Origin of the sequence: Ruegeria arenilitoris (genome assembly GCF_013035425.1) — a bacterium.
Taxonomy (GTDB): Bacteria; Pseudomonadota; Alphaproteobacteria; order Rhodobacterales; family Rhodobacteraceae; genus Ruegeria; species Ruegeria arenilitoris_A.
The window spans coordinates 578,071-590,474 of record NZ_WQHX01000002.1; the positions used below are offsets into that span (position 1 = coordinate 578,071).

Here is a 12,404-nt window from a genome sequence, read left to right on the forward strand (position 1 = left end):
GCGAGCCTTGCTTGAACGTTCGAACCTATGGCGGTCGAACTAAAGGTTAGGGTTTGCGACAAAAAAGAGTATCTTGGGTGCGAATAGAGCCTCGCACTCCCAGTCGACTGAGGTATCACAAGTAATTCAGTTTCTTTGTGACCCAGAAGAGTATCTCGGCAAGAATACCAATTGCACCGGCCTTTTCAGTCATCACAAGTGCCGTACCAGACGTTCCAAAAGGCAATGCTTTCGGCGTAACGTTATCGGGCAATTCAACCAACACAGGATAGCTGGAAATTCCGGCAAGTTCCCGGATCGACGGCAGGCCAGTCCGCAAGTCGATCGTCCCCTCTGAGAAACCAACTGGCATTGCTGTAATCGTGCCGACCAATTCAGACCCCGGCTGAGTACGCAGCGCAAGACGGATTTCATCGCCGACATCAACATTGCCCAAGCTTGACTGTGGTAGCGAAGCGACAAGGGCAAATTCAGCCGGGTCAATAAATGTTATAGCTGCCTGAAGCGTCGTCGCGCGATTTCCGGGGCGCAAAGTAACCGCGCTGACAAGACCGTCGCCAGGCGCACGGACTTCTGTCTGTTCAAGGTTCCATTTGGCCTGCTCCAGCGCCTTTTCCGCTTCAACGACTTCAGCGTCCCGTCCGTCGATCGTTGCGGAAATCCGGCGTTCCAGTCCCGCTTTACGAGCTTCCGCAGCACGAATGCCGGCGGAAAGCTGGTCAATGGTGGCAACGGCTTCTTGAAGTTGAAAGGTCGTCGAAGCGCCTCTTTCCTCCAATTCTATTATGTCATCACGCCTTTGCTCTCCGAAAAGAAGCTGCACATTGAGTGAATCGATTTCCGCTTCTGCCGCAGCAAGATCTGTTATCAACTTGTCCGCCGAAGACTTTGCAGTTTCAAGTGATGCCTCAAGTCGCGACACTTCGGCGGCAAAAATTTCAGGATCAATTTTGAATAGAAGATCACCCTCGCTGACAGATTGATTGGCTTCGACTGCAACTTCAATGACTGTGCCCGAAACATTTGGAGCAATATTTGTCTCGATGCCTTGCACCGAAACTGGTCCCGTTGGCGTTGTGTGATTCAAGGCACCAACAACAACGAGCGCAATCACTGCGGCACCTCCGTAGGCTACGGACTTCCAAAAACCATTCCATGGTAGGAGCTTCAGTTTTGCAAATAGCAACCAGATAAGACCGAAATAGAGGCCAAGCACTATCAGCATCGATCAACCTCGCAAAATTTGCTTCAACCTGGAGCGGTGAAAGAACCCTTAACCGCTAATAAGTTCGAACTATGCATTAACACGCGGCAAATTGGAAACTTTTCAAGGGAGTTCTCATGAACCTGCGTTGGCCCTTCGAAAGGCCCCCAAATGGCGAATTGAGAACAAGGACGCCAGATTGAGAAAACTGTCTGTGCCCAATCGATTACAATCGAAAATATTGATGGTCGGAAATACCTATTTTCCCAATATCTGACGCCAACTGTATTTTGGTTCAAATCCGACTAAATCCTTGGCCTTCTTATTTGAGTAAAAAGTCTCAGAAGACCCCATCGGTTTTACCGGAACATCTTTATAAAAGGATTCGATCAAGTCACTGGTCGGAACATCGACTGAATGATCGTCGTTTGATACATTGAATATTTGATAACCCAGACCATCAGTCTTTAAGCAACACTCAACCATGTGACCAAGGTCGCGGGCGTCGATATAGGCAAAAATGTTCCTGCGTCGCACTTCTGGGTTAGCAATATAATGTGGAAAGTCGCGTTCGTATTCGTGTGGCTCGATTACGTTGTTTATCCGCAGCCCATATATATCAAATCCGGAACGGCACTGAAAACTTCGTGCTGTTACTTCGTTAACGACCTTTGACATTGCATAACTGTCTTCGGGAACAACCGGATGTTCTTCGTCGACTGGCAAGTATTCCGGTTTGCGTTCGCCGTCAGCAAAACAAACGCCATAGGTGGTTTCCGACGAGGCAAATACGATCTTACGGACACCAAATTTTACCGCCGCATCTATCATATTGTAAGTACTCAGCGTGTTTACTCGATAGCATTCATTGTCCGACGTCATCAGTAGACGGGGCACCGCCGCGAAATGCACGACAGCATCGTACGACGGAACACCTGTACCGGCTTCCAACTCATCGTATCCCGCATAGGCGCCCATAATGTCGTACACTTGGCCCGCGTCGGTGATGTCGGCCAAACGGTCGCTGACTCCCGGGTGGTTCAGGGGCACTTTATCGACGTTTACGACACGGTGGCCCTGAGCAGCGAGATAGGCGACAGCATGCCGCCCTGCTTTGCCCGATCCACCGGTAAATAAAATGCGCATTGGAGCCCCCATATCTTTGCCTTGTGCGGAATACCTGATTTGTCCGCCCAACTATTAATTCAATAAATCCCTTGAAAAGGTAAAGCCACCTGAATAGCGAAAATTTGCAGACGAAAGAGATGATCACAGCCTGGATGAAAAAACCACTCTGAACCCGTTTTTAGCGTCGCGCGAGAGTTATGTGATCCACATCAAGGCGACTTGCGAATAAAAGCCCCAATAAGTGAATGTTAAGTGGTAAAATCGCTTAAATCGAGCTGTTGACAGTCGGCAGCCAAAGACTTTTCGGAATGACAGAATGGCTTTTGTTAAAGGTCCAAGACACAATCAGCAGGATATCAATTCAGGCTCTTCTGTGCTGGCGATGTTAACGCGAAGCAGATCACCAATTCTGCAGCGGCCTAATGATTGGTGCAAAACATGAAAAGAACCTGTCAGATTTTTTCACAAATGGCTGACGTTTTAAGATTATTTGGCAACGCGGTTGTTCTATACGTGTGCTTGATTGCCTCCCAGTCTTTTGCAGAAACAGATTCTACTCAAGGCAAAACCCTGTACATAGATTTCTGTGCCAGATGCCACGGTCTTGATGCCGGCGGAAATGGTCCTGACGCCGCCGATCTAGAAACCCAACCCTTGGATTTGAAAAAAATAGCCGATCGCAGAAACGGTGTTTGGCCAATGCTTGAGGTAATGTCAATTTTGGACGGCTATTTGAAAACCACCAACCCGCGCGATGATATGCCTGTTATCACTGAGTTAAATGAAGGTCCAACTATAGAGTTTGATACTGGGAACGGTTTGGTTACGTCAGTTCCTGCCAAGCTTGTAGCGTTGACTGAATACTTGGAAGCCATCCAATCTCCAAAACCCGAGAGTTACGTACCCTGAAGGTCGCTCAGGCAAGCGCTCAGCAACTAACGGCCAGCGAACATATTTAGAGGCGTCAGTTCGCTCGGCGGATTAAAAAATTCAGAAAGAACTGACCGTCAATTCGGCGGGGTTCGTAGACCAACCTTCGACCCGGCTCCAAGCCTTGGGGTAGTTTGACATCAATTCGAACTTTGTAAGGCGTCACAGGTGGGCCAAAATGCGAACTGAGGGTGAAACGCAGGTTCAATTGGCCGTCATCGTCAAATGAACCTTTAAAGTCCTTAAACCAGGGCCCTCCTCCGGTGAACGCCTGAGCCGAAACCAAAGTCAACCTGTTTCCATTCCGATTAATCCTCATCGAGGCCAGCGGTTCAACTTTACCGGGGTAATAGGCCGAGTCTGGGCGGTTTGTCGTTTGCCAATAATCGTCGTCCCATCGACGCCTAATCGAAATTACATAATCTCCGTCAAAGGTCCTCGGTACCGCTGTGGGAACCTCCGCACAAACGCGCCCGTTCTCCTTTCTGAGAGCTGAGAGTGTTTCCTGCGTTTCCCAGCCATCGGCACGTAGCCCAAGATTCTTTCTCGCACTGCGATACCTCGAAAATGCCGATCTGGTGCGAGGCCCCGCCACACCATCTGCTGCGCCAGCGCTGCATCCAACGCGGTTCAGCTCGGTCTGAATATCACGAATTAGGCTACGAGTTTGCTCGGCATTGTCTTTCTCCGTCGGTGGTGGCACCAAAGCTATTTCTTGCGAATTTCCGTCATCGTCTGAAAACGTCTTGGGCTGAACTTTTGCAGATAGGTCATCCCTCATAGAAAGGGCAAGCGCTACTGCAAAATGCTCTTTTTGATTTTCATAACGCTTCAGAAATGCATCAATAGCTTCCAGTGTGGCAACCGATCGCGCCAACTCGAAGTCCGAATAAATCTGACTGGAGAGGCTCTCAGATACGCTTTGGTCAGGCCGCACTTCTGCGGCGGTCGGAACAAGAAAAATGTCTTCGCTGGGCAGAGAGCCGTAAGTGAATGGTTCCTGATATCCATCCGTCAGTTGATAAACAGTGTCCCGCACCTTGCGAAACATCTTGCCAAGTTCCAATCCGGGTTCCTCGATGTGTCTCAGCAATGCTGTAGCATAAGGGCTGTTACGTCCCTCGCCGTCCAGTGCCAAGGTTCCCCCTTTCGCCGCATAGCTTACCAAAACACCACTTGGATCAATTTGGCCCAGTCCCCGCCCAATGGACCTTGTTCCTGCCTCTCTTTGCATTGAACCGAGGAATGGATTGTTCCTACAGGCGTCAATCAGAACAAGTTTAAGCCCCTTGGCGGTCGAAATAGAACTGATGACAGCGTCCAATCTGATCGCTTCGAATTCGACATCCTGATCGCTTCGCAGCTCAGAATTTACAGGGATGAGGAAGTTGTTGTTGTCGATTTCTATTCCATGGCCGGCGAAATAAATAACGGCCATTTCCGCATCTCTTGCGTCTCTACTAAAGTCCCGTAGCGCAAGGCGCATTCCCCGATAATCCAGATTCTGGCTTTCCCAAACTTTGAAACCAATCCTCGCAAGAGCATCGGCAAGGTCTGCGGCGTCATTACCTGCATTCGGCAGATTTGCGACATGATCATATTTGGCGTTTCCGATGACCAGCGCGACTCGCTCGGTTCCAGCTGCGGCAATTACTGAACACGCAAACCACGCCGCTAAGAAAGCCAAAGTTAAAATCAGTCTACGCAAAAGCCAGAACGAACTGAAAACCAATTTACCCCCGGGGAAACCCAAATTGTCTCTTGTTCAGGATAACACAAATCGGGTTCTTTGCGAAAAAGCGCGTTAGGTCGATGAACGATTTCAAACTTGGCGATTAAAACTCTGCAATGCTCCGAAGTCGACCTAAATTGCAGAACCTTTAATAATGCAGTTCATCATTGCAGGCTGCCTTCCAGCACAACCGAACGCACGTAACCACCTGATCCGTCGAACCATTTTGTCGGCACCACGTTACTGAGGTCACGCCGTCCGCGTGCTTCGTACTGGAATTGCGCATAAGCCTTGTTACCATTGCCATGCGTTCTGTTAGGCTTTGAGGGCAACCAGTTCGTGTATTTCACTGGTTCACCACTGTACCATCTCCAACCAATTACGGCATTGTCTTCTTTAGGATCCTTTCGGAAACCGAAATACGGCCCCGCCTTATAGCTGACGTTCGTTTTACTGTCGTAGCCTACTGAAAAAAACGAAGGATCGTTGGCCATCATTCGCACAATAAATGCGTTCTCCTCGGCAGACGTTATTGATGCAAGGTCTACGCCACACTTTTGCGCTTCGTTGCGCGCGCCAAATAGGTTGCCCGAATACACCATTACGACATATAGATTGCCGCGAAACTTGCCGTAAATACTTTGGCGCAGACCTAAGCACTTTAGAATTCGCGTGATTTCTTCGGACTCGCCGAGCAAATCCAAATCTTCGGCGTTCTGACGCACTGCGAATGGGTTACTAATAAAGCTATCCTCACCCTGTTGTAATGTTCCCATACCCAAAATTGTAAGAACCGCAGGGTCGGCATATCCGGTTTGCTCAAGGCCATGAGCCGCCTGAAGTTCCTTTATCCCTGTTCGCGACTTAGGGCCCAGCGCACCATCAGAGGCTCCAACGTCAAACCCGGCATCATTGAGATTGTCTTGCAACTGTTTTTTCCGTTCGCGCCCCGGTATTAGCGTGTCTTCAAGCGCAAGCAACAGCCCTCTCTCTTTCGCCCAGTCAGGAGTGATCTCGGTCATACGTTTCAACACTTCTGGTTCCGAGACCGGGACGGATCGGTATTTTTGGCGGATAAGGTCCCAACCGCGCATCGTGTTCGTTTTCATGGCGGCAGCGATCACGTCTTCTGTCTTCGTCGGAGCTGCGTCGCTGATCGGAGCGTTAGAGACTTGATTACTCGGCAACTGCATCGCGACCGGTTCACTTTTGGGAACCAGATAAATGTCCTCACCAGGAAGAGACCCATAGATGAAAGGTTCCTGAAAACCATCAGTCAGCTCGAAAACACGATCTCTGACACGTCGAAACATCTTGCCAAGCTCTAATCCGGGTTGCTCGATGTGTTCCAAAATAGCTTTTGCGTACGGACTATTCCGGCCATCGCCGTCCTGAGCCAACGTACCGCCCCGAGCGGCATAGCCGACGATTACACCGCCCGGCTCCACTGCCGCCAATCCGCGACCAATGGAGCGAGTGGAGGATGCCCTTGCCATCTGTGCCACAAACGGGTTGTTGCGGCAGGCGTCGACAAGCACAATTTTTAGTCCTGCGGTGTCGGAAATCGATCCGACGATCGCATCCAAACGAATAGCTTCGAATTCGACATCTCGGTCGCTTTTCAGAGTCGCGCTTACGGGTATCAGGTAGTTCGTGTTTTCAATTTCGATCCCATGCCCTGCGAAATACACAAGTGCAACATCGGCATTGGCTGCAACCTCGGCAAAGTCGCGCAATGCGATACGCATTCCGTTATAATCCAAGTCCTGACCCCTGGTAACTTGGAACCCGATGCGCTCCAGAGATCTCGAAATGTCCTCGGCGTCGTTGGATGGATTAGGTAAGCTGGAAACATGCTGATAGGCAGAGTTTCCAATTACAAGAGCCACACGTTTCTCTGGTTCGGCGGCCGCATTGTCATACGCTGCCAAAAAACAGATCAGAGCAAATAACAAGAGTCGCGGAAAAAATGCTGAAAAAATCGCCCACTGAGACATCTTCTGATCCTCTTTCGGCATGCATAGCAAACGGTTTTTGCGTTATGGCAGGGACAAACCTGCAGATGATATCAATTCCCAAAAAGCCATATTCTCGTCAATTCGGACTCTACCCGACAATTCTGTTTCGACAAAGGGTGCCAGCGCATCAAACCACAAACCCTCTGCAGCCAACGCCGTTATGTCTTCTGGCGATTCAATTGTCAGTCCATCTGTCAGTTCAACATAACTTGTTACTTGCGAGTTTACTTGACCGGTTTGTGGATCGGACAACACGACGGTCCATTCGTAGATGACTCCAGGCTCAAGAACAAAGTCGGAGCGCGCCAGATCCAGCGCATAATAACCTTTTCGGTAGCGGCTTTGACTTGTTTTCATTGCCCCATTTTGTGGCACTCCAACTCGGGCAATCTGCGCGTGCATTTGTCCGCCAAAAGTTTCACCAACAAACCAAACCAAAGGTGGTCGCTGAAGTGTCGTAAGACCCCCGCCCTTTGGAACAAGCAACGTCAAGATACCGTCTTGCTGTTCTATATCGCGGGTTGCTGCACCGACTCGATCTGCCGGCACACCATTGGGCGGGGGCTTGAAAACGATTGGCTTTGTCTTTGATTTCTGGTCGTTAGTCGACTGCTGGGCTGTCGCCTCGGGAAGGCTTGCGAAAAAATACAAAACGCTTAGCGCGCTCAGGAAAAAACACCTTATCGCTATCGACCTTTTCGAAATCATCGCGAAACCCCCCGTTTCGCCATTCCAATTAGCTGATAAATTTCAATTTCACTTTTATCGTCGTCGTGTCGTAGTTTCCCAACGGGTTCGCAAACAACCAGACCTTCCGTTAGCTCCTTTAAATCTTCGCTCAAACATATTCGAGTTGCGTTCTTGTGTCGATCTTTCAGCGTTTTTCCAAAAGCTTCAATCCGAGAAGCAACATTCACGGTATCGCCCATGATGTTGTATTGAAAGCTACCCTTAGTTCCCAACGTACCACTTAATACAGTGCCGCTATTCAAACCGATCCTTACGTTGTAGTCAGCCAATAGCCCCGTTTGCCTGTTAAAATCTTCAACAGAGTCGGCGATTTGAAGTGCGGTACGGCAGGCGGCCACGGCATCATCGGTAATCTGATCTTTTGTGGTTCTGGGCACTGGTGCACCAAATACCACCAACACACCGTCTCCTGTGAACTTCTCAAGGAACCCACCATTTTCACGGGCGATGCGGCTCATTTCGTTGAGAATTCGACTTGCCCAGTTCATGAACTTCTCTGGGTCGGCTGAACCACCGACTGTCGTGGAACCTGCGAGGTCTGCAAAAAGCACGGATACCTGAAGACGCATTGGGCGTGATCTTCCACCGGCAATTATGTAATCGCGCTCCTTCCATATCTGATCCGCCAACGCTGGCGAAAGGTGATCTGAAAACAACTGCGCTATGGCGCGTCTCTGACGGCGCGAAATCCATCCGACAATCATAAACGTAATTAGAAAAGCAAGCAGCCACGCAAGCGACATCGGCACTACAGGCAACCAAAGGTCTCGCGACATAATTGCGGATGTCCCGGCAAAGATTGCCAAGCCAAACCCTGGACCCAAAATAAGCGCGACGATAGCTGATCTTGATACGACACCCAACGTTGCGCCGCCAATCGCCGTAATCAGGAACAACACGGCTTGCGACACACGGTTCGGGCTTTTCAAAGGGATAGAACGCTGGGCCGCATAGTTTAACAATTGTTGAACAAATGCAGCGTGGATTTGCACGCCATATGTAAACAGCGATCCTGCCGAGCTATTCAACGGAGTCCTAAAGTCGTCTTTTATAGATTCACTGGTAACGCCAATAATTGCTACCCGGTTCCTGAGTTGATCAATTGGGACATCGCCGTTAAGTAAGTCTTTTGCTCTTACCATTTCCGCTATGGGTAATTCGTTTCCAAACTCCAATAATATTTGATAACCGGTGTCGTCTAACCCTCGATAGCTCCCAAATCCGTCGACCAGCCTTGGAACAGGTGTGTCGCCGAATAAGAGTACGCTAGGATCATCACTCCAGGCTTGAAGCTCGTTCTGAGCTAACGCCAAAAGTGCAAGCTTGGTACCCAATGCAAGCGACAAACCACTTTCTTGCCCCACCAAAACAAGGCCCCTGCGCGCCACGCTATCGTAATCTACTGGGATGTCAGCGAATCCCACACTGTCGGCTTCATGAGCAAAATCCGGAGCCTCGATACTGTATCCGCCCGACGAAGCCAGTTTTGTGACCCACACCGCGTCGGCATCATTAAAGGCCGCCTTCAAACGTTCTCTTCCATCAACAACGGCATTGTCCCGGTAGATATCGACCCCAATTGCAGCAACTTTTGCATCGGTAAGGGTTTCGATTATCTCAGCAAGCTTTTGATCCGGTAGCGGCCAACCCCAGTTACGCAGATCCTCGTCAACAATTGCGATTACGACGGCGTCGCTACTTGGATGCTCAGACGCCATTGTACCAATCATCCAGTCAAAATGTGCAAATTCAAGCCGCTGCAGAGCACCCGAAGCTCGGATAACAAAAATACCAGAAAAAATTACTATCGATACAACGATTGCCAGCAAGAACAATTGCACCGGGTTAAGAACGCGGCTTTCCATTTTGTAACAATGGCTTCTTTTTTTTAGCTTGGGTAGGTTCTAAAATTTTTATGCTTTGGTGAAGCCAGACCAGCTACAGCAGCATTTGATGTGAATAGCCCAATAGAAACGCCCCTGTCTGATACGGACTGAAGCCCTCTTGGCACCCAGATCATTCTTGTCAAAGCTTATCAGCGCGGAGCTGCAACAGTCGCTGCCGGCATGAATTACGCCTATCCGGTGTGCAGGGCGTCATAGTCAGTGCACTTTCCCGGAACTTTCCCCAACATCGACGCGGCATTTGGGACCTTGATGATCCTTATTGCAGGGTCAGCGACGATCTTTGTTTGTCATTTGCGTCGCTCCCAATCCATGTTCTGCTAAAACGTCAACTGCCGATTGCACACCCAGGCATCAAAAGGATGGCCGTGGCTGCCGGTTCGCAGGACAAGGAGGAGTCGCATTAGAACAAGAAGAAGTACTTCTTCCAGTTCCATTTTCAGATTTAAAAAATAGATGTTTGCCGCTAGGCGAAGTTCGCCGCTCGACCTTCAGACATTTCCGCCGTTTCAACAGCCTTGTCGATCAAATACAAAGCTTCCATTTTTGTCTTAGCTTCCAGCGGAACCTCTTGACCCACCTGGAAGTCCAGTGAAAGGTCGGTCTTAGCTCGTTCCGTTATCTTTTTCGAAACTTCTGGATTTGAAGAAATCAATCGATCAGCACTAGACTCGTGTTGATTGTCATAAATCACCAGGAATACGCCGTTACCCCAGTATGTCGCCACTTTACGCCCTTCTTGCGTTGCAGAAAGAAGCGCCGCCCCGGCTGACGCCATGGCCTTGCGAAATTCGCTGACAGAGCTTGATTTGTAAACTCGCTCTGCGTCCACGAATTTAACCGCGACGATCTTTGCCGCTTTCGAGTGCATTGTCGAAAGCTGAATGACGTAGTTCTCAAATTCAGCCAACCCAATGCACCCTGGCAAATCTCCAAAGTACTGCGGGTCGCTAAGCCGAACGTCAGGGTATACTTCAGAACCCAAATCTGCGTGTTCGTCCGCTTCAAACACTTCGATCGCCGCTCTGCGTTCCGCTGCCATTCTGTAAGCGTCCGAAAGTCTCTTTTTCAGATCGGAAAACTCAAACGGCTTTGTAACATAGTCTGTCGCGCCAGCTTCGAACGCCTCGTCAATATACTGCTTCTGAACCATGGCGGTTACCATGATGATCGGCGTATACGTATACCCGGGAAGCTTTCGGGCCTCTTCGCAAAGAGCAATGCCGTTCATTTGCGGCATCTGAACGTCGAGAAGTAAGCAATCAAAAGCTTCATCAGGGTTTGAAAGGATTTCAAGCGCTTCGTCTCCGCTCCGGGCGGTGACCACGTCTTTGTAGCCAAAAGCAGCTAACACGCTGTTCAGCAATTCCAAAATGCTCGGGTCGTCGTCTACAGCTAGTATACGCATAACTATTCACCAAACTTTGCCACCTAACCAACCGCCGGGCATTGCAGACTAAGAGCAGCGGTTGATCGGTGAGAAAACTCTCAGGGTTGGGCAATCCTGTCGGACAAAGGCGGCAAAACGGTGACCTAAGGTAGGCTTCCCTGTGACTACCCGTATTTTTTTCGTATGCCTAACTACGCGTTCCTAACCGCTTTCACTTATCAGAAAATAACCGATATTCTTCCGGTGAAGGACCCGAACTGAGTTCGGCGTCAAGATCGTAGGAATAACCTGCCGACACAACAATCCAAAAATGCGTTGAACGCGAAAGATTCGGACTGTTTCTGGTTTAGATATTGCCTTTTCAAAGCCTTATAAGGCTTGGCGCATAAGAAAAGCTGTCAGAAACTGCAAGCAACACGAAGATTTCACTAGGGTTAAAGCTTAATATGCCACCCTTTCTGTTCCAGGGAGGTGATTAAGCCACACTTGTTTGGCATTTAAAAAATATTCCTCATAAGGTTGTGGACTTACCGAGTGGAATCTTGCCATAAGTGTGGCGAAATTATGAGAAAAATATGGACCGACCACTCAGGTATGAGCAGGCGTACCCCGTTCAGGAAGTTTTTCCGGACCTAAACCCTGCCAATGACACCACTGGCGCGCCGAAAGCTCCGGCGCGACGAAAATTGTTTGGATTCAATCGTAGCTTGCCAACGCCAAAGGTTGAGCTGGGCGATATTCGTGCGACTACTATGAATTTTCGCAACATTCATGAACACGGAACGCTTCTTGCCAGATACCTCGAGACGCGAAAGTCCATCTTTATTGATCGGCTAAGGTGGCAGGTTTGCGAAGCGGATGGGATGGAATACGACCAGTATGACACTCCGGCGTGCAGCTGGGTGGTCCTTCATGAGTTCGGTGAAATTCTTGCCGGCGTGCGCCTGTTGCCCACCACGGCAAAATGCGGGGTGTACAGTTACATGCTGCGGGATGCACAAAGGGGGGTGCTGGCAGGCATACCCACTGACATCCTCTTTTTTGACGCTCCGGTAAAATCGAACATTTGGGAAGCATCAAGATTTTTTGTAGCAGATGGTGTTTCGTCAACTCGAAGGCTTGCAGTGCAACGAGAGTTGTTTCATCAAATGACTGTCGTCGCGAGAGAAAATGGAGCCTCAAGTATTCTGGGCATTGTTCCATCAGTTTGGTCGCGTTGGTCGAGGCGGTTGGGCGTAAATGCGTCTCCTGCCGGCGCTAAATTCTCTATTGATGGAACCGTAAGTCAGTCCGTTTTGTTCAACATCAATAGTGCATTAGAATAATAACGGTTTTGGCTTGTTCACAA

9 protein-coding genes are annotated in these 12,404 nt (G+C 49.5%); 2 read left to right on the forward strand and 7 right to left on the reverse strand.

The genetic code is table 11. From position 1 onward, the window contains the following. Window positions 1–115: 115 nt before the first annotated feature. Together GOV45_RS08430 and GOV45_RS08435 are read right to left on the reverse strand one after the other, a co-directional pair. Complete coding sequence (locus GOV45_RS08430; protein WP_170476359.1) at window positions 116–1,225, reverse strand: HlyD family secretion protein; 1,110 nt, start codon at window positions 1,223–1,225, stop codon at window positions 116–118. 237 nt (window positions 1,226–1,462) lie between these two features. Then, window positions 1,463–2,350: an NAD-dependent epimerase/dehydratase family protein gene (locus GOV45_RS08435; protein ID WP_170476361.1), complete on the reverse strand. Its 888-nt coding sequence runs from the start codon at window positions 2,348–2,350 to the stop codon at window positions 1,463–1,465. 420 nt (window positions 2,351–2,770) lie between these two features. Between GOV45_RS08435 and GOV45_RS08440 the strand changes: the two genes are divergently transcribed. Next, on the forward strand, window positions 2,771–3,241 hold the full coding sequence (locus GOV45_RS08440; protein WP_254447960.1) for a c-type cytochrome: 471 nt from the start codon (window positions 2,771–2,773) through the stop codon (window positions 3,239–3,241). Between the two features lie 55 nt (window positions 3,242–3,296). Here the strand turns inward: GOV45_RS08440 and GOV45_RS08445 are convergent, their stop codons facing one another. The 5 genes from GOV45_RS08445 to GOV45_RS08465 all read right to left on the reverse strand — a co-directional run bounded on the left by GOV45_RS08445 (window position 3,297) and on the right by GOV45_RS08465 (window position 11,074). Then, on the reverse strand, window positions 3,297–4,970 hold the full coding sequence (locus tag GOV45_RS08445; RefSeq protein ID WP_170476365.1) for a caspase family protein: 1,674 nt from the start codon (window positions 4,968–4,970) through the stop codon (window positions 3,297–3,299). A gap of 188 nt (window positions 4,971–5,158) precedes the next feature. After that, window positions 5,159–7,012, reverse strand: coding sequence for a caspase family protein (locus tag GOV45_RS08450; protein WP_170476367.1), 1,854 nt, complete (start codon window positions 7,010–7,012; stop codon window positions 5,159–5,161). A 21-nt stretch (window positions 7,013–7,033) separates the two neighbouring features. After that, complete coding sequence (locus GOV45_RS08455) at window positions 7,034–7,720, reverse strand: DUF928 domain-containing protein (RefSeq protein ID WP_170476369.1); 687 nt, start codon at window positions 7,718–7,720, stop codon at window positions 7,034–7,036. Then, on the reverse strand, window positions 7,717–9,627 hold the full coding sequence (locus tag GOV45_RS08460) for a CHASE2 domain-containing protein (RefSeq protein WP_170476371.1): 1,911 nt from the start codon (window positions 9,625–9,627) through the stop codon (window positions 7,717–7,719). The genes GOV45_RS08455 and GOV45_RS08460 overlap by 4 nt, the downstream gene beginning before the upstream one ends. A 505-nt stretch (window positions 9,628–10,132) precedes the next feature. Then, the gene (locus tag GOV45_RS08465) at window positions 10,133–11,074 is read right to left on the reverse strand and encodes a response regulator (RefSeq protein WP_170476373.1); all 942 of its coding nucleotides are present in this window, start codon (window positions 11,072–11,074) and stop codon (window positions 10,133–10,135) included. Window positions 11,075–11,631: 557 nt separating this feature from the next. Here GOV45_RS08465 and GOV45_RS08470 point away from each other — a divergent pair. After that, window positions 11,632–12,381 (forward strand): acyl-homoserine-lactone synthase, encoded by a 750-nt coding sequence (locus GOV45_RS08470; RefSeq protein WP_254447944.1) that lies wholly within the window; start codon window positions 11,632–11,634, stop codon window positions 12,379–12,381. The last annotated feature ends 23 nt before the right edge of the window (window positions 12,382–12,404 follow it).

What these genes read in the sequence shown, in the direction of transcription:
- GOV45_RS08430 (WP_170476359.1), bottom strand. Translation starts at nt 1,225, where the DNA reads ATGCTGATAGTGCTTGGCCTCTATTTCGGTCTTATCTGGTTGCTATTT.
- GOV45_RS08435 (WP_170476361.1), bottom strand. Translation starts at nt 2,350, where the DNA reads ATGCGCATTTTATTTACCGGTGGATCGGGCAAAGCAGGGCGGCATGCT.
- GOV45_RS08440 (WP_254447960.1), top strand. Translation starts at nt 2,771, where the DNA reads ATGAAAAGAACCTGTCAGATTTTTTCACAAATGGCTGACGTTTTAAGA.
- GOV45_RS08450 (WP_170476367.1), bottom strand. Translation starts at nt 7,012, where the DNA reads ATGCCGAAAGAGGATCAGAAGATGTCTCAGTGGGCGATTTTTTCAGCA.
- GOV45_RS08455 (WP_170476369.1), bottom strand. Translation starts at nt 7,720, where the DNA reads ATGATTTCGAAAAGGTCGATAGCGATAAGGTGTTTTTTCCTGAGCGCG.
- GOV45_RS08460 (WP_170476371.1), bottom strand. Translation starts at nt 9,627, where the DNA reads ATGGAAAGCCGCGTTCTTAACCCGGTGCAATTGTTCTTGCTGGCAATC.
- GOV45_RS08465 (WP_170476373.1), bottom strand. Translation starts at nt 11,074, where the DNA reads ATGCGTATACTAGCTGTAGACGACGACCCGAGCATTTTGGAATTGCTG.
- GOV45_RS08470 (WP_254447944.1), top strand. Translation starts at nt 11,632, where the DNA reads ATGGACCGACCACTCAGGTATGAGCAGGCGTACCCCGTTCAGGAAGTT.